Raw genomic sequence first — 17,877 nt, forward strand, 5'->3', positions numbered from 1 at the left:
AAGGAAGGGCGCGGGACGGTCTCGCCGTCCCGCGCCCTTCGCCGACCGGATCGTCCATCGGCCGGCCCGCCCGGCGGTGAGGTCGTCCGGTGAGGTCACCCGGCGGGATCAGCCCGTGCCGGCGGCGTTCAGCGGATAGATCCGCAGCCAGTCGACCTCCATCCACGCCTCTCCCTCGGTGCCTCCGCCGGGGAACCAGTCGAGCTGCAGGCACGGCTGCATCACACCGGTCGTGTGCCTGGCCGAGCGGAACCACTCCTTGCCGTCGATGTAGCCGACCGTGCCCTGCGGGCTGACCTCGACCGCGTAGGTGTGCCAGGCGGTCACCTCCACGTCGGAGTAGGACTGGTACTCACCCTGCGGGGTCTGCAGGTAGAAGTTGGGACGCCACTTGCCCGGATAGTCGTAGACCCCCAGGAAGTCGATCTCCTCGTTCGTGGTGCTCTGCACGTCGCCCCCGCCGTCGCGCGGCCACAGCAGGGCGAGGGGGCGGTAGGCGGTCGCCCCGCCCTCGTACATCCGGACCCGGGTCTCCCAGCGCCCGTACGCCTGCTCGTGACGCGCGCCGATCCCGGCCGTGGTGCCGTCGGCGCGGCCGTAGAGGTAGAGCGAGCCGTTGCCGATGTAGAGCTGGTCGGGGGAACGGCGGCCCTTGCCGGCATGGCCGGGCGAGTTGTAGACCACCCAGTCGGCCGGGTCGAGGACGCGGTCGAACTCCGCGCACCACGAGGGCGTGCCCCAGCCGAGGGTCCCGGCCGCGCTCGCCTGACCGGCCGCGCTCGTCTGACCGGCCGCGCTCGTCTGACCGGCCGTGTTCGCCTGGCCGGTCAGGGCCGGGCCGCAGACGGCTCTCGCGGCACCGGACGCCGCCTGACCGGGGGCGGCGCCGATCGTGCCCGCCGCCAGCACGGCCACCAGGCCGAGTACGGCCGTCCGCGCCGGTAATCGATGGATCATCGTTGCTCCTTGGAACTGGCACAGAGCGCCGAGGGGCTGAAGCCCCAGCAACCGGCCTTGACCGGGGTCGCGGGCCGCGGGGCGGACCCGCCCGGCGCGAGCGGAACGGAGTATGCGGGTGGTGCGAAGGCCCACCGGGGCGCCCAGGACGGCGCCTGACGGCCGGTGGCCTGCGGTGGCGCGGCAGAGCCGATCGTACGGCCATGCCAGGGCGCGAGACTCCAACATGCCGAATCCCGCCACGACGCGCAGTCACCGGAACCCGCGACCCCCGAGGTGAAGAAGGAACGCGCCAGCGGAGGCAGCGGCAGGACCGGCCTGGTGGCGGGGACTCCGAGGAGAGCCGCGGCCGAGTGGTCACCGGACTCCGTGGCCGGCTGACCGGTGGAGAACGCGGGGTCGGTGGGAGCCACGGCGGTGGGGGTCACGGCGGGGACGGGCGCCGCGGTCGGATCGGCCGTGGGACGTTCCGTACGCGCGGTCGGGGCCGGGTCGGGGACGGCGGGAACGTCGTCGGTGACGCCGGACTCATCGGCGGTCGGGACGGGAGAGGGCTTCGCCACGTCCCTGGGAGCCTTCCTGGGCGTCCTGCCGGACCTGTCCGGGGTGCCGTCCCCTGACGTGGCCTTCTTCGACGACTCCTTGGCGCCCTTCCCGGAGTCCTTCTTCCCGGACTCTTTCCCGGAGGACTCCTTCGTGCCCTTCTCGTCCTTCTTCCGGTCGTCATCCTTCGGAGCGTTCTTACCGGCGTCCTTGTCCTTCTCGTCCTTGCCCTTCTCCCCGGACTTCCCCTTCTCCTCGTCCTTCTTCCCCGAGTCGCCCTTCTCCGGGTCGTCCTTGCCGGTGGGACCCTCGCCGCCCTGGGACGGCTTGGTCTCCGGTCCCCGGGGCTGCTCGGGTGTCTGCGGGGCGGGGGACTCGCCTCCCGAGGACGGGGGCTGCGCCGTGGCCTCGGGTGCGGCGCTGGGCGCCGGAGCGGGGGAGTCCTTCCCGCCCTTGTCATCGGTGCCGGGCGCGTCCTTGGTCGTGACGTCGGGCGTGTCCTTGGTCTTGGAATCGGGTGCGTCCTTGCGCTTGGCGTCGGACCGCGGCGCGTCCTTGACCTTGTCATCGGTGTCGGGCGCGCTCCTGGTTTCGGTGTCGGGCTTGTCCCTGCGCCTGATATCCGGTTTTGGAGTGATTTTTCGGACTGTGGTGCCGGAGGAGTTCTTCCCTTCCCGCCCGGTGTCGCGGTCGGCGTCACGATCGGAGGCGCGGCCGGAGTCGTCCGTCCTCCTCTGGCTGGAGTCGGAGGTGCCGGAGGAGCCCTTCGCTCTTCTCGGCGCGGGCTCGGACCGGTCGGTCGGCTCGGACCGGGGCGCCGAACGGGACTCGGGTGCGGGACGGGACCGTGGCGCCGGGTCGGAGCCGGACCGGGACGCCGTGTCCGACTCGCGGGCCCCGCCTGACCCGCCGCCCTCGCGGGAGCGTGAGGACGTGCCGCTCTCATGGGAGCGCGAGGACGTGCCGCTCTCCGCACCGGAGGAGCCGCCCTCTCCGCCCCTGGGCGCCCTCTCGGCGGTGGGCTCGTCACGGGAGGAGCCGCCTCCTCCGCTCCGGGGCCTCCCCTCCACGGTGGACGACTCGTCGCGGGAGGAGTCGTCCTGAGGCGCGGGCGCGTGCTCCCGGCCGCCGCCGGGAGCGGGTTCACCCGGGGCGATGGCGGAACCGCCGGCCGGGTCGGACGACGAGGCGCCGGTCCACTCCTGGTCGGCCTTGGCGTACCAGGGCTGGGCGACGACCGCGCCGGCCGTCGCGGAGACCCCCGCCAGGAGGAGGCCGGAGACCAGGGTGACGCGGCGAGGTGAGCTGCGTGGGGACATGTGCGGTCTTCCTCGTTCCATGGGCGTTCTACGCGTTCTGCGTGTTCTACGGGGTGGAGTCGGGAGTGGGCGCGGAATCGGGTGCGGACAGGGACTTCCAGCCCGCGGCGGTGAACTCCGGGGTCCCGGGCAGGGCGACGGCGGGCAGGGCGCCGGGGGACGGGTCCGGGACGTTGACCCAGTCGCCCTTCCCGCCGGCCCGCATGTCGGGGTGCCAGGTCATGAGCAGGTTCATGGCGTACGGGCTGGAGTAGATCGGGTCGGTGTCCTGGGTGCCCTTGGTGGCGGTCACCTGCACCAGCACGGACACCTGGATCTGGTCCTGGGCGCGGACCCGCCACTGGACCCCGATCGTCCGCGTCCGCATGGCGGCGCCGTCCGGGAGCGCGCCGGTCTTCGGCAGGCCGAGCGTCTCACGCCAGCTCGCGACGGTGTCCCGGGCGCCGGCGCGGGCCGCCTCCTGCTGGTCGGGCGGGACGTACAGGACCGCGGCCCGCTCGGCCTGGGCGGTGTCCAGCGTCCAGGCCGCCTCCAGGGTGGCCGCCGCCGCCGAGACCGCGCCCAGCTCGGTGCGGGGGAACCCGACGGGGTAGCCGGCCTCGCCCTCGTACCCGGCGGGGGTCGCGAGCACGACGGAGTCGGTGGCGGCGTTCGTCACCCGCACCGTCGGGGGTTCGGCCTCGGGCCGCAGCACGTGCCACACCCAGACCGCCATGAGGATCGCCCCGACGATCGAGACGACCACGATGATCATCCGTCGGGGGGAGCGGGACGGCGGTCCGAGGTCCCAGTCGAGATCGACGTCCTCGGGAACGGGCGGCACTAGCGGCTCCGGTCGGGACGCTGGCCGAAGGACTGGCCGGCCGCCGCCGCCAGGCGCAGGTACGCCCCCCGGGTCGTGGGCCGCAGCCGGGCGAGATCGACCTCCGCGCCCTCCTTGAGATGAGGGTCGTAGGGGATGCGGACCACCGCGCGGCAGCGGGAGGCGAAGTGCCGTTCCAGCAGCGACAGGTCCACGTCGGTCTTCGGCTCCACGGCGTTCAGCACGACGATGGCGTTCCTGACCAGGTCGGCGTGCCCGTGGGCGGTGAGCCAGTCGAGCGTGGCGGCGGCCGAGCTGGCCCCGTCCACCGCGACCAGGGTGACCAGCACGATCTGGTCGGCCAGCTCCAGCGTCGCGTCCATGGCCCCGTGCAGCAGGCCGGTCCCGCAGTCGGTGATGCAGATCGAGTAGTAGCGCTCGATGATCCCGGCCACCGTACGGTAGTCGTCGGCGTTGAACGCCTCGCTCACCGCGGGGTCGGTGTCGGACGCGAGGACCTCCAGCCGGGCCGACGACTGGGAGGTGAAGGCGCGGGCGTCGGCGTAACGGAGGATGTGCGGGGCCTCGGCCAGCATGGTGCGGATGGTCGCGGCCGTCTCCGACTTGACCTTCAGCCCGAGGGTTCCGCGGTCGGGGTTGGCGTCGATGGCGATGACCCGGTCACCGCGCAGCGAGGCGAGCGTGTTGCCGAGGGCCACGGTCGTCGTGGTCTTGCCCACCCCGCCCTTGAGGCTCATGACCGCGATCCGGTGGTGCCCGCTCGCGACGGGGGTCTGGGCCTGGGCCATCAGTGTGCGGCGTTCCAGTTCGGCGGAGGATTCGGACGGGGTGATCCGGCCGCCGGACAGCCGCCAGACGAGCCGCCGCCATCCGCCCGCGGGCTCGGGGCGGCGGTTGGTGAGCAGGTGTTCCGCGGTGAGTGGGATCGCGTCCTGGAACTGTTCGGCCGGGCCGTGCGGCGAACGCTGCGTCCTCGGGGGCGTCTCCGTCATAGCCGGGGTCCTTTCGCGTAGAACTTGCACGAGGCTGGGGGACGGGGCGGTCAGCAGGTACGCCAGCGCACCGTCGTGGTCACCGAGTCGTCGGGGCCGAACACGGTCAGGGGAGCGGAGACGGAGGCGGGGACCCCGCACCACTGGCGGACCCTGAGGGCGCGCAGCACGATCACGCCCGTCTGGCCCTGCCGCAGCGTGCCGCTGGACGGGGTCACGGCCAGCCCGGGAGCCGAGATCCGCCATTCCAGCGGCTCGCCCGTGAGGGTGAGGAGCAGGCTTCCCTGGCCGAACTCGTCCAGTGTCACGACGGGCGGGACGCGCAGCCGGCCGGCGAGTCCGCCCGAGACGGCCGGGGCGGTTCCATCGGCCGTGGGCGGGGCGGTCTCGGGCCCGGTGGCGGCGGACGACTGCAGGGGCCCCGCCGGATCCTCGGTGCCGATGACCGGGCCGAGGAGGCTCATCCCGGCCAGCGTGCCGGCCGTGCCCGCGACCGCGACGATGATGACCTTGATCGTCGTGGTGCGGAACCTCCTCCCGGCCCATGACATCGCCTCGGCGAACCGGACACCGGCTCCGAACCGGATCCCCTCCGGCCCGTCGTCCGGTCCGTCGTGTCCGTCGTGCGTCCCGGAGCCCGTTCCCGCCCGCGCGCCACGCCCGCCCGGCGGGGTCCGGCGGGTGATCGCGGGCATGGAGGGGACGGTGGCCGCCGCGTCCTGTTCGCGGGTCTCCCGCGCCCTCGACTGGGAGAGCAGGGCGTTGTAGAGCGGGGTGTCCTGACCGGGCGTGGGCGGGGGCGGGGAGGGCGGCCGGGCCTTCGGTGGCGACGGCGGTGTGGTCGCCGAGCTGTCCGGGAGAACCGGCCGGTAGGGATTCCTGGAGCGGTCCTGGCGCGCGGGATACGGCGCGGCGCGGTCGGCGCGCGGCGTGGTGCGGTCGGGATACGGCGCGGTGCGGTCGGCGCGCGGTGCGGCGCGGTCGGCCTGCTGCCGTTCGGGGCCGGCCGGCATGTAGGGGGGCCTGGCACGACCCGGCCGGGGACGCCGTACGGCGATGCCGGGCATCGTGTCCTCCTGCGACCTCGACGCCGGGCCGGGGCCGGCGGCATCGGTTCCGGCGGTCTCCGCGGGCGGTGGCGTGGCGGGCGTGCCGGACACGGCCGGTACGGCGGGCGCGGCCGGTGCGGCGGGCGGGGTCGGCGCGGGCATGGGAACGGCGGGCGCCGTGGGCGCCGCGGGTGTCGTGGAGGCCGTGGGTGTCACGCCCGCCGTACCGGTCGTGGACGCCGTGGGTGTCGCGCCCGCCGTGGGCGTCGCGGTCCCTCCGCCCGGTGACGGGGGCGCGGAGGCGGTCCTCGGCGCAGGCGGCCGCGTGGCGGGCCGGAGGGAGTCCAGGAGCCGCTGCCTGACCTCGTCGGTCAGCGGCGTGACCCGGGGATGGGAGATCATCTGCGGGACGGTGTAGCGGATGTTGATCGGTCGCGTGCACACGGTGCACCGCACCATGTGGGACAGCAGGTCCTCGCGGGCCTCCGCGAACTCCGCGGCGGGTGGGACCGTTCCTTCGCCGGGGAACACGCGCTCGGCCAGCGGGGCGAGGTCGCGGCAGGTGGAACGACGATGGGCGAGGGCGTCCAGCCCGCTCACGAGGGTCTCGATCAGGTCCTGGGTGCGGGTCGTGAGCCCGGGGACCTCCTCGACGGAGATCGACAGCGCGTGGGCGAGGTCCTCGGTGGTCAGCTCGTGCCGGTACATCAGCCGGAGCGCCTCCGCGCCCAGCGGATCGACGATCGTCCAGGCGCGCTCGATCAGCCGGCGTTCCGGCATCCCCGGCATGTCGGCTTCCGGCACGTATCCCGCCCGGTAACCGGGCGAGATACGGCACTCCCGCCGGAGGAAGGCCAGCAGGCGTCCCCGGGGCGTCACGCCCCGGGGCGCCGGTCCGCTCCGGCACGCGGCCAGCGCGGACGCCGCCGCCGCCATCGCCCGGGTGGGCGGGAGGTGGCGGGCGGCGTAGTCGATCAGGTGTGCGCCGTGCTCGCCCACCCAGGCCGCGGCCTGGCCGGGACCGAGCACGGCGCGCCCCGCTCCGGGGGACGTGCTCATGAGCCCGAGTACTCGCCCTCACCTGAGCCTTGGTATTCGCCCTGGTCCGAGCCCGGATAATCACGCTGACCCGAGTCCGGGTATCCGCGCCGGCCCGAGCGCTGGTCCGAGTCCGGATACTCGCGCCGATCCGAGCCCTGGTCCGGGTCCGGATACTCGCGCCGATCCGAGCCCTGGTCCGAGCCCTGGTATCCGCCCTTGTCCGAGTTCTGGCCCGAGCTCTGGTCCGAGCTCTGGTCCTGCCCGACCTGACCCGGTTCGGCCTGGCCGGTGGCGGGCGGAGCCTGCCGGACGTCGGACGGATCGCTCACCACGAGCTCCAGGTTGCGTTCGGAGAGGCCGGTGAACTTGGTCCAGTTGCTGGCCTGACCGGGCGCCGGGTCGGCGTACAGCCAGCGGATGAACGCGGGCCACGCGCACGAGTCACGCGGAACGGAGAAGCCTCCCTGGGACGCGCCCAGGTCCGCGAGCTCGTCCTTGGAGTAGTTCCGGCACTCGGGGGTGCCGGGCGGGGCGATGTTGAGGTCCCACACACCGTTCTCGTCGGTGTACCGCATGTTCTTGTCCAGCCCCAGGGCCTCCTGGGCCCGCCGCATGAGCTCCGGGTCACGGAAGATCGGCAGGGTGGAGAGGTCGGGGGTCTCGGCGCGGGGCGCGGACCGGTCCGCCGGGGACTGTTCGGCCGGAGGCTGCGCGTCCTGGCCGGTGGGCGGGAGCGCGTTCTGGTCGACCGGCGGGAGCTGCGTGCCGTCGGCGGACGGAAGCCGGTCCTGGGGAGAGGGCAGGGGAACCGGGGTGATCCGGGCGGAGCTCGTCGGCTGCGGGGCCGGGTTCGCCGGCGCGGACGGGCCCGAGGGAACGAGCGGCTTCATGGTGCTGTTGGGCGCCGCCGGGGTGAGGATGCCGGTCGGCCGCGCGCCGATGGGCGCGTCGGAGGGCCGGGCCGCCGTACGCGGATCGGCCGGCGGCCGGGTCGCCATGCGGCGGTCGGCCGGCGGCTGGGTCTCCGTCCGGGGGGCGCTCGGCGGCTGGGACGCCGTACGGGGGTCCCCCGAGGGCCATGCCTTCACGCGCGGGTCGGCCGACGGCCGGCCGTGCCGCCGGTTCCACCGCGACCGGTCGTCAGGCGTCGGCTGCGCCGTACGGACCGAGTAACCGTCATGCGGGGAACGGGTCCGGTGGTCGTGGTCGCCCTTCCGGGGGGACCGCGGGTACGCCGACGGCGGTGGGGTCCGGGAGCCGTCGGACGGCCGCGCCGCGTCGGGTCCGTTCGAGGGACGGGTGGCGGGCCCGTTCGAGGATTGGGCGCCGGGTCCGTTCGAAGGACGGGCGTCGTTCCTCGGGGAGGGCGGCGGCGGAGGGGGTGCGACGACCTCTTGCTTCTGCTCGGCGGCGGGCTGTTGCTGCTGCTGGATCCGGCTGCCGTTCTCGGAGAGGTCGCGGCCCACCTTCTCCGTCGGGGCGGGTTTGGGAGCCGGCGCCTTGGGAGCGGGGGCCGGAGGCGGGGGAGCCACCTGGCGGGTGTTCGCGGGAGGCTGCTGCACCGGGGCGGCGTCCTGCTGCTGTGCGCGCGGGGCGGCCGGCGGATTCGCGACGGGCTGCGTCTTGGTCTTCTCGCTGGCCTTCGGGGCGGCGTTCTCCTTGGGCGGAGCGGCCGGTGTGTTTCTGGGGTTTCCAGGACGCAACAGGGCTCCGACCGCTCCCGCCACGGCCGGGAGGGCGACGCAGCCGCTCGCCCCACCGGCGATCGCGTGTCCGTCGGTGGTCGCGGCCAGGCAGACCTTCGTGCTGCCGGTGGCGGCGCCCCGGGCGGCCTGGCCGCTCCCGGAGAGCCGGCCCGCGCCGGACGCGCCCAGCGCCGTCCAGGCGCCTACCCGGTCGTCCAGGCGGTACGTGCCCGCGACCAGGCGCATCCCTCCTGCTTCGGGGGAGTCCGCGGAGTTGGACCGAGCGGCGATGACGGCTCCCAGCCCGGCGCCGGCGCCGAACACGCCGATCGCGACACTGGCGGTGACCACCGTCGCGCGTGAGGCCCTACGTGAGGGTGTCATCATGAACGTTCCTCTTCTTTCGGTGCTACGTCAGTCGCCGTGGCTATCCAGGACCTCGCTCCAGTCGCCCAGCACGCGGACGGGATCGGGGGAGCCGGCGGGGGGGATGTAGGTCACGTACAAGCGTCCGTAGGAGGCCGACGCCGAGTGCGCGAAGGATCTGTTGCGGGTGCGCACGGCCGCCGCCCCCTTGAGCCCGACCCGCGCCCCCGGCTGCTCGACCTTGCGCGTGTCGGTCGAGCGGGCCCCGTACCAGACCAGGGCGCCACCGTCGGCGGTCCGCAACGCGCGCACCGGGCCCTCGGGCAGGTACGACAGCGTCAGGCTCCACCCTGCGTCCTCCAACTGGGCGCGCTCCTCCTGCCAGAACAGGGCGACGTCGCTGGTCCAGGGCCCGTCGGCGAACATCGGGTCGGTCTCGGCCCGCTCCATGCTCGCCAGGTGGGCGTCGATGACCTGGCGCGGGGTGGCGACCAGGCCCGAGGCGTTCTCGGACAGGCTCATGGCGTAGCCGTCGTCGTCGGTCGCGATCACGGGGAACCGGTCGGGGGTGGCCCGCGTGTCGGCGGCGGAGGCCACCAGTCGCCAGCCGGCGGGGGTGGAGCTCATCACGTCGATCACCCGGGCCACTCCGGGCTCGGTGGAGACGGCCACGAACCAGTCGGGGCGGCCCTCGACGTGGCGGGGGATCCACACGCGCGGGTTGGGCCATGTCCCCGAGGCCACGGACTCCCCTTGGAGCTGGGCGGTTTTGAAACCGGCCCGTGTCATCTGCACCGCGAGACCGCTCTCCAGCTTGCCCATCGCGACCTGGTCGAGGTCCCGCTGGGCCACCGACAGCCCGCGCTGGTAGTCGCTGTGGATGCGGTACGCCTGTTTGGCGGTGAGCTGGGCCGAGCCTCCCTTGGCCGAGGAGTTCGCCGAGGAGTCGGCGGAGGAGGGAGAGGAGACGGGCGGAGGAGGAGGCACCACCGCCCTGGTCTCCGTCCGCTCACCGGCGCCGGTCCTGGGCGCAGTGGACGGCGGAACCGTGGGTTTCACGTCGGCCTTGCCGGGCTTGTCGTTCTTCTTCGGTTTCTCCGGCGCACCGGACGCGCTGGGAGCGTCCGGCTCCGGGGAGGAGACGGGGGCGGAGGGGGACGAGATGGGAGTGGACGGGGTGGCGGAGACCGAGGCGGAAGCCGAGGGGGACGCCGTCCTCCAGTCCGCGTCGGGTGGCGCGGATGACGGGTCCGCGGCCAGCGCGCCGGGGCTGGGGGCGTTCGAGGTGGTCAACCAGACCCCCGCGCCGATCAAGATCACCAGAATTGCGCTGAACAGAATGAGCTTCCGAGGGTCGAATGCGAGCAGCCGCGGTGGATGCCAGTCCGACAGGTGATCGAATTCGTCTGCCCGGGAAGATCCTGCGGGGTAGGCGGAACCAGCGTTCCTATCTGGGAAATCTGATGCGCGCCATGACATAGGTCCAAATATTAGACTGACCGTGATCCCTAGGGAAGGTAAAGGGGCCGGGTAATCATCACTTATGGTTATTAGGTTTTAATTAGCTTATAATCGCAATAAATGGCTGTCCGAAACCCCGGTCCGCTGGCCTGTTCCATGGATGGCGAGGCCGTCCGAATCCCTGCGGACGGCCTCGGCGGGTGCGTCATCCCCGGGGTCCGGCCTTTCTTGTTATCCAACATTCATCTACGACAGGTTTGACGTTGCTCTTGTGGTGAATTGCCGCTCTTGCGGGGGATCGCCGCGCCGGTGGACGACGTCGCATTCACGGTTCCGGCCTCGGCTCCCCGGCCGGTGGCCGATATGAACGGCCTTCGTATTCCGCTCCGCCGGCTGCGGACCGCCACCGCGCGGAGTCGCGGGGAAGCGGTCCGTCCCGAACCCGTGCGGAGCCGCAGCGGAGGCGGCCCGTCCGGGATCCCTGCGCCGCCGAGCACCTCGGCGGACCCGTCATCCCGCCGTCGCGGCTTTCTCGTGCGCCCCGCCCCGGTCGTCGAGGACCACCTCGGGGATCACCTTCGGGACACCGCGCAGGGCGAAGAGCACCGCCACCGCGAGAAGAGCGAGAAGAGCGGCGCCGGTCAGCACCGTCAGCTGCATGGCGGTGACGAACGTCCTCCGTGCCGCCTCGGCGACGGCTCCGGCCAGCGCCGGAGGCAGGGAGGCCGCCGTCTCCAGTGCCCCGCCGAGCGACTCGCCGATCTGACGCGCGTCCTCCGGCCGCACCCCGGAGGGCAGCTCCAGGCGATCGCGGTAGACGCCGTTCAGCACGCTTCCCAGTACGGCGATGCCCAGCGCGCCGCCCATCTCCTGGGCGGTCTCCGCGATCGCGGACGCCGCGCCCGCCCGCTCCCTGGGCACCGAGGCCAGAACGGTGTCGTTGGTCACCGCGAAGGCGAGACCCGTGCCGGCGGAGGCGACCAGCATCGCGGCCAGCATGTACGCGTAACCGGTGCCGGCGTCCATCCGGCTGTACATGAGGAACCCCGCGGCGGTCATCGCCAGTCCCAGGGCGGTGACCCGGGCCCGGCCGACGGCCATGATCAGGCTGGAGGCCAGGGCGCCGCCCAGCGCCGCCCCCAGGCCGCCGGGGAGGCTCGCCAGCCCGGAGACCAGGGGCGACCAGCCCCGGACGAGCTGGAAGTACTGGGCGAAGGCGAGGGACGACGAGAGCATCGCGAAGATCCCGACCATGTTGGCCCCGATCGCCCCGGAGAAGGCGCGGTGGCGGAAGAGCCGGACGTCGATGAGGGGCTCGGCCAGCCGCGTCTGGCGCCGGGTGAACATGACGAGGGCTGCGACGCCGAACGCCCCCGCCGCCCAGACGCCCGCACCGGTGACGCCGTCGTGGGCGGCGGTCTTCAGCGCGTAGATCACGGCGACGACGCCCACGGCGGACAACGGCACGCTCACCGCGTCGATTCGTCCGGGGCGGGGGTTGCGCGACTCGGGAAGCACGAAGGCGCCGGCCACCACGATCAATACGGCCACCGGAACGTTGATCAGGAAGACCGAGCCCCACCAGAAGTGGTCGAGCAGGAGCCCGCCGGCCAGCGGGCCGACGGCGAACCCCAGCGCCGAGACGCTGCTCCAGACGCCGACGGCGGTGGCTCGTTGCCTCGTGTCGGTGAAGACGTTCCGGATGATCGACAGCGTGGACGGCATGACGGTGGCGCCCGCGACGCCGAGCAGCGCCCGGGCCGCGATGAGCCATCCCGGGGCCGGCGCGTACGCGGTCAGCGCCGAGGCCGCTCCGAAGGCGGTCATGCCGATCAGCAGCAACCGCCGCCTCCCGATCCGGTCACCGATGTTGCCCATGGTGACGAGGAGACCGGCCAGCGCGAAGCCGTACACGTCGGCGATCCACAGGAACTGGGGGGCGGAGGGCCGCATGTCCTCGGCCAGCCTGGGCGCGGCCAGGTGCAGCACCGTGAGATCGATGGACAGAAGCAGTACGGCGAGGCAGGCGATCACCAGCGTGCCCCACCTGCGCGTCGTGGAGATCGTGGGGGAGGTCATGGACGCAGCGTCGCCGTTCTCCCCGACGGTTCGCTGACCGGACGCTGACGAGCTCCCGACGGGCGGTGCGGCTCATCGCCGGGGCGCGGACGCGTGGACGGCCGCCCGGGGACGGTGCGGCTCATCGTCGGGACATGGACGGCTGCCCGGCGCCCGTGCGGCTCATCGTCCGGGCGTGGACGGCTCCCCGGCGCCCGTGCGGATCCGGTCGAGGGCGTCGAGCGCCCGGCCGATGGTGAGGCCGCCTCCCCGCCGGTGGGCCGCCTCGAACACCGCGTCACCGGCCAGGGCGCGGGCTCCGGCTCCGACCCGGGCGACGTCCGGGTCGTCCGGACCGGCCGGTACGGAGACGCCGCGCAGGGCCTCGCCGAGACCCAGCAGGAAGGCGGCTCGTTCACCGTCCCCCTCCAGCAGGGCCACACCCGCCAGACCTTCCGTGGCGAGGGCGGCCAGCGGCGGGTTGCGCCGCCATGCCGTACCGGAGAGCGCCGAGAGGTGCCGGTCCAGTGCCTCGCGGGCGTCACCCTCCATCTCGGCGAGCCTGCCCAGGGCGACGCGCAGCCGCCCGCGCACCTCCTCGGCGAGGTACCCCTCCAGGTCGCATCCGGCGAGAGCGGTCTCGTAACAGGCGCGGGCCCCGGCGAGATCTCCGCGGATCCGGGCGACCTCGCCGAGACCGAGACGGGCGCCGGCCAGCGTCGCCGGATCGCCCGCCCGGCGGGCGAACCCGGCCGCGCGCTCGTACCCGTCCCGGGCGCCGTCCAGATCTCCCGCCCGTACGTCCAGCTCGGCACGGCGGCACAGCAGGTCGGCCAGGTCGGTGGTGGCGTCCAGCTCCTCCGCGAGGGACATGGCCTCGCCGACCAGCCCGGCGGCTCTGCCGTCGTCCCTTCGCCAGATGGCGAGCTCGGCCAGCGAGGTGAGCGCGGTGACCGTTCCCCAGCGGTCGCCGAGGGACCGGAACCTCTTCAGGGACGCCTCGAAGTCGTGTTCGGCCTCCACCGGCCGTCCGTTCGACCACCAGTGGTAGCCGTATCCGAAGTCGAGCAGCGCGCGGGTCCACGGATCCAGGCCGAGCCGGTCCAACCGCCGGATGGACCGCAGGTAGAGGTCCCCCTGCGGCATGCCCAGGACCACCGCCTGGACCACGAGGGTGAAGGGCTGCCGGGGCGGTCCGTCGAGACCGGCGATGATCGCCTCGGCGACCTCGACGTACGGCCTGAGCCGCGGATCATGCCTGCCCGCCGACGCCGCGAGGAACACGCACAGGGCGTACTCCTCCTCCGCGCCGGCCGGAGGGCGAAGGCCGATCCGATCGAGGAGCCGCCGGGCCGGGGCCGCCGCCTCACCCCGCAGCCCCCGCAGCCACCAGTACGGGGTCAGGGCCGACAGCAGCCGCAGCGCGAACACCGGCTCGAAGGGGCCGGAGGAACGCGTGGAACCGGAACCGGAACCGGAGGGGCCGGGGGATCCGAAGGAGCCGGAGTCATGAGCGGGGGTGGAGGGACCGGAAGCGCCGGGGGAACCCGGGGAGCCCGGGGAACCGGGAGATCCCACCGTCCCCGGGACCTCCGCGGGGAGGACGGCCCGGTGCACCGTGGCGCGCAGGTTCTCGTACTCCCGGTCCAGCCGCCGCAACCACTCGAGCTGCTCGGCGTCGCGCAGGTGCGGGTCGGCGGACTCGGCCAGACCGAGGAAGTACTCGCCATGCGCCCGGCGCAGCGCCTCCTCCTCACCCGCGTCGGCGAGTCGTTCGGCACAGAAGGCGCGGATCGTGTCGAGCATCCGGTAGCGGTCGCCCACCACCTCCACCAGCGACTTGTCCACCAGGCCGGCCAGCAGGTCGACCGCGTCCGGCATCCCGGTCACCCGCTCGACGGCCTCCAGCGTGGCGCCGCCCGCGAAGACCGTGAGACGCCCGGCCATCGTCCGTTCGTCCTCGTCGAGCAGGTCCCAGCTCCACTCCACCGCCGCGCGCAGCGTCCGGTGGCGCGGCTGGGCCGTGCGGCTGCCTCGGGACAGCAGCCGGAAACGGTCGTCCAGCCGGGCGGCGACCTCGGCGGCCGTCAGCGACCGCAGACGGGCCGCGGCCAGTTCGATCGCCAGCGGCAGGCCGTCGAGGGCCCGGCAGACGCGCAGGACCGCGTCGGCCTCGGACTCCACCGCGTACCCGGGCCGTACGGCCGCCGCCCGCTCGGCGAACAACCGGACGGCGGGGAAGCCGAGCGCCTCGGCGGCGGGGACATCCGGGGGCGGGAGCGGGAGCGGGGGGACGGGGCACAGCGCCTCACCGGTGATGCCGAGCGGCTCGCGGCTGGTGGCGAGGACGCGCAGCCCGGGGCAGCCGCTCAGGAGCCGGGCGGCCAGCGCGGCGGCGGCCTCGACCACGTGCTCGCAGTTGTCCAGGACGAGCAACGTCCGCCGCTCGGCGAGCGCGGCGACCATCCTCACGACCGGGTCGGGCACGGCTCCGCCCGGGGCGGGCAGCATCCCGGGCTCGTGGAGCCCCAGCGCGCCGAGAACCGCGCGGGGCACGTCGGAGCCGTCGGTGAGCGGCGCCAGCTCGACGAAGCAGACATCGTCGTGACCGTGCGCGGCCGCCTCGGCCGCCAGCCGGGTCTTGCCGGTACCGCCGGGCCCGGTGAGCGTGACGAGGCGGGACCCGGCGAGCAGACCGCCGATCCGCGCCAGTTCGTCCGTCCGGCCTACCAGGGGTGTGAGCTGCGCGGGAACGCCGGCCCGCGCGCTCGCGCCGTCTCCGGAACGCGGGCTCCGGTCCCCGGCCGGTGGGACGTCCGGTCCGGGAACGGGCAGGGTGCCCCGGAGCACCGAAAGGTGGATCGCCCTCAGCTCCGGTGACGGGTCGGCGCCGAGCTCGTCGGCCAGCCGCGCGCGAACGTCCTCGTAGACCGCGAGCGCCTCGGCCTGCCGGTCGCACGCGTACAGCGCGCGCATGAGCTGGCCGCGCAGCCGCTCGCGCAGCGGGTGGGCCGCGACCAGCTCATGAAGATCCGCGACCAGCGTACGGAGGTCCGCGGCCGGCGTACGGAGGTCCGCGGGGGGCGTATGGAGGTCCGCGGGGGGCGTATGGAGGTCCGCGGCCGGCGTATGGAGGTCCGCGGGGGGCGTATGGAGGTCCGCGACCGGTGCCTGGAGGTCCGTGACCAATGCTTGGAGGTCTGCAACGGGTGCTTGGAGGTCCGTGACCGGCATACGGAGGCCCGCGACCGGCTCGCGATGTCGCCCGAGGGCGAGCCGGGCCTCGGCGTGGTCCTCGGCGGCGGCGATCCGCGCCTCCTCCAGGCGGGCGGCCGCGGCGGTGGCGAACGGCGCGTTCAGGACGTCGGCCAGAGCGGGTCCCCGCCACAGGCCCAGCGCCTCGCCGAGCAGTTCCCCGGCCCGCTCATGACGCCCCGATGCCAGGGCGGCGCGGCCCTGCCGGGCGAGCCGTTCGAAACGGTGCGCGTCCACGGCCTCGGGAGGTACGGCGAGCCGGTAGCCCGCAGGATGGCGCGTCACCATTCCGCGGCCACCGTTCGCGCCGCCGCCCGCGGTGTCGTCCGCGTCGCCGTCCGTGCCGCCGCTCGCGGTTCCGGCCGCGCCGGCGGTGTCCAGCAGGTGGCGGAGCCGGGAGACCTGTGCCTGGAGCGCGTTGCCGGCGCCCGCGGGCGGGTCGTCGCCGTACAGGCCCTCGATGAGCCGGGCCGTGGTCACCACCCGGCCGGGGGCGAGGAGCAGGAGTGCCAGCAGCGCGCGCAACCGTGGTCCGCCGACGGGCACCGGACGCCCGTCGGCGGGCCGTACCTCCGTTGGGCCGAGGATGCCGAACCGCACGACTCCGATTCTCCGTCATGAGCGCCCGGACGGGTCGGACGTCAGGGAATCGGAAAGAACCCGACAAAACGGTGAAACGATGAAAAACGGGGGATTATCCCTTAGCAGATGCTGTTCACCGGCATCGACGTCTTCGTTGTGCCGGGGACGGACGCCGCGCGGGAACGGCCCTCACGGGGACCCGCGGGAAACGGGGGTCGGCATGGCATACGGCGCGCGGGCGAGCGGCTGGCTCGGCTGGATATGGTTCGCCGCGGTGATGATGATCCTGGTGGGCGTCTTCAACGTCATCACGGGCCTGTCGGCCATTTTCCGGGGCGCACTCTACGTGCAGACGGGCGACCAGGTGGTGTTCCTCAACCTGCCGGCGTGGGGGTGGATCCACCTGATCCTCGGCATCCTCCTGATCGCGGTGGGCATCGCCCTCGTCACCGGGCAGACGTGGGCCCGCGTCGTGGCGGTCGTGCTCGTCGCGCTGAACGCCATCGAGCACATGCTCTTCATTCCCGCCTATCCCTGGTGGTCCCTGATCGTCATCGCGATCGACGTCCTGGTGATCTACGCCCTGATCGTGCACGGGCACGAGGTGGAGAAGGCGGCCTGACGACCACCGGCGGTCACGGCGGGACGGGACGGCGGAACCCGGGAGCGGTGGCCGCCGGACGACGGAGCGACAGGTGACGGAACGGGCGGAACAGGCGGGACGACCGGACGGCAGGCGACGGAGCAGCGGGACGACCGGACGGCCGCGGAACCGGCGGCCTGGGGGGAGCGGCACATGCGGGTGGCGGTGCTGGGAGTGGGGCGGATGGGCACGGCGCTGGCCCGGCGGCTGCTCGCCCGCGAACACACGGTGCGGGTCTGGAACCGTACCCGGGGCAGGACCGGGGAGCTGGTCCGGGCGGGCGCCGAGGAGACGTCCAGCCCCGAGGCGGCCGCCCGTGACGCCGACGCCGTCCTGATGACGCTCACCGACGACCGGGCGTGCCGCGACGTCCTGACCCGTCTCGCGGCGCACATGGGCCCCGACCCGCCGGTCGTCGTCGACATGAGCACGGTGTCGCCGGACACGGCCCGGGAACTGCGGGAGATGACGCCGGAGCACCGGTTCGTGGCCGCTCCCGTCGTCGGGGGACCGGCCGCGCTCGCCGCCGGACAGGCCATGGGGCTGTTGAGCGGGGACCGGGAGGTCATGGACCGGATCCGGTCCCTGTGGCCCGACGTCTTCTCGGTCCAGTGGTACTGCGGGGAGGACCCGGGCGCCGGCCTGATCTACAAGGTCCTCAACAACCACCTGCTCATGTCCGGCGTCGCGCTGCTCTCCGAGGTGGTCGCCACCGGGCAGGCGGCCGGGCTCGACGAGAGGATGATGCAGGACTTCCTCTACCAGTGGCCGACGGTCGCCCCCGGCGTGCACAACCGGCTCGACGACATCTTCCACGGCGACCACGAGGGCTGGTTCACGACGCGCCTCGGCGCCAAGGACCTGCGGCTCGTGATCGGGCTCGCCCGGTCGCTCGGCCTCGACCTGCCGATCGCCCGGACGGTCGAGCGCCGTTACGAGGAGGCGGCCGCGAGCGGCTGGGGGGACGCCGACATCGGCGCGGTCGTGGAACTGCTCCGCGCGGAGCACGGCCCCGGACGCCCCGGGAACCCGGCCCCCGGCGCAGCGACCCCGGAACCTGGCCCCCCGGAACCCGAACCCCCGGAACCCGAGGCTCGGTGACG

11 protein-coding genes and 1 pseudogene are annotated in these 17,877 nt (G+C 73.7%); 3 read left to right on the top strand and 9 right to left on the bottom strand.

The genetic code is table 11. The features are described from left to right. Positions 1–108 precede the first annotated feature (108 nt). Genes ACZ6W9_RS04190 through ACZ6W9_RS04220 form a run of 7 tightly spaced genes read right to left on the bottom strand, consistent with a single transcriptional unit; the run spans position 109 to position 9,765 of the window. The gene (locus tag ACZ6W9_RS04190) at positions 109–957 is read right to left on the bottom strand and encodes a glycoside hydrolase family 16 protein (RefSeq protein WP_470116696.1); all 849 of its coding nucleotides are present in this window, start codon (positions 955–957) and stop codon (positions 109–111) included. After that, complete coding sequence (locus ACZ6W9_RS04195) at positions 954–2,819, bottom strand: hypothetical protein (protein ID WP_470116697.1); 1,866 nt, start codon at positions 2,817–2,819, stop codon at positions 954–956. Before ACZ6W9_RS04195 ends, ACZ6W9_RS04190 begins: the two co-directional genes overlap by 4 nt. Positions 2,820–2,865: 46 nt before the next feature. Next, a complete protein-coding gene (locus ACZ6W9_RS04200; protein ID WP_470116698.1) occupies positions 2,866–3,642 on the bottom strand; it encodes a hypothetical protein in 777 nt (258 codons plus the stop codon). After that, the gene (locus ACZ6W9_RS04205) at positions 3,642–4,634 is read right to left on the bottom strand and encodes a MinD/ParA family ATP-binding protein (RefSeq protein WP_362932676.1); all 993 of its coding nucleotides are present in this window, start codon (positions 4,632–4,634) and stop codon (positions 3,642–3,644) included. The genes ACZ6W9_RS04200 and ACZ6W9_RS04205 overlap by 1 nt, the downstream gene beginning before the upstream one ends. Before the next feature lie 50 nt (positions 4,635–4,684). Then, on the bottom strand, positions 4,685–6,742 hold the full coding sequence (locus tag ACZ6W9_RS04210) for a hypothetical protein (RefSeq protein WP_470116699.1): 2,058 nt from the start codon (positions 6,740–6,742) through the stop codon (positions 4,685–4,687). Beyond that, the gene (locus ACZ6W9_RS04215; protein WP_470116700.1) at positions 6,739–8,793 is read right to left on the bottom strand and encodes a hypothetical protein; all 2,055 of its coding nucleotides are present in this window, start codon (positions 8,791–8,793) and stop codon (positions 6,739–6,741) included. Before ACZ6W9_RS04215 ends, ACZ6W9_RS04210 begins: the two co-directional genes overlap by 4 nt. A 30-nt stretch (positions 8,794–8,823) precedes the next feature. Beyond that, on the bottom strand, positions 8,824–9,765 hold the full coding sequence (locus tag ACZ6W9_RS04220) for a DUF8094 domain-containing protein (RefSeq protein ID WP_470116701.1): 942 nt from the start codon (positions 9,763–9,765) through the stop codon (positions 8,824–8,826). Between the two features lie 43 nt (positions 9,766–9,808). Between ACZ6W9_RS04220 and ACZ6W9_RS04225 the strand changes: the two genes are divergently transcribed. Beyond that, positions 9,809–10,171: a hypothetical protein gene (locus tag ACZ6W9_RS04225; protein ID WP_389961368.1), complete on the top strand. Its 363-nt coding sequence runs from the start codon at positions 9,809–9,811 to the stop codon at positions 10,169–10,171. A 575-nt stretch (positions 10,172–10,746) separates the two neighbouring features. Here the strand turns inward: ACZ6W9_RS04225 and ACZ6W9_RS04230 are convergent. Together ACZ6W9_RS04230 and ACZ6W9_RS04235 are read right to left on the bottom strand one after the other, a co-directional pair. Then, a complete protein-coding gene (locus ACZ6W9_RS04230) occupies positions 10,747–12,315 on the bottom strand; it encodes an MFS transporter (protein WP_470116702.1) in 1,569 nt (522 codons plus the stop codon). 162 nt (positions 12,316–12,477) lie between these two features. Further along, positions 12,478–16,149, bottom strand: coding sequence for an AfsR/SARP family transcriptional regulator (locus ACZ6W9_RS04235; RefSeq protein ID WP_470116703.1), 3,672 nt, complete (start codon positions 16,147–16,149; stop codon positions 12,478–12,480). Positions 16,150–16,351: 202 nt separating this feature from the next. On the opposite strand from ACZ6W9_RS04235, the gene ACZ6W9_RS04240 reads away from it, so the two are divergent. Continuing rightward, the gene (locus ACZ6W9_RS04240; protein ID WP_389961362.1) at positions 16,352–16,753 is read left to right on the top strand and encodes a DUF7144 family membrane protein; all 402 of its coding nucleotides are present in this window, start codon (positions 16,352–16,354) and stop codon (positions 16,751–16,753) included. Positions 16,754–16,924: 171 nt separating this feature from the next. After that, a pseudogene (locus ACZ6W9_RS04245) lies at positions 16,925–17,875 on the top strand (NAD(P)-dependent oxidoreductase); the annotation flags it as partial. Between the last annotated feature and the right edge of the window lie 2 nt (positions 17,876–17,877).

This window comes from Streptosporangium sp. NPDC053982, assembly GCF_055585205.1.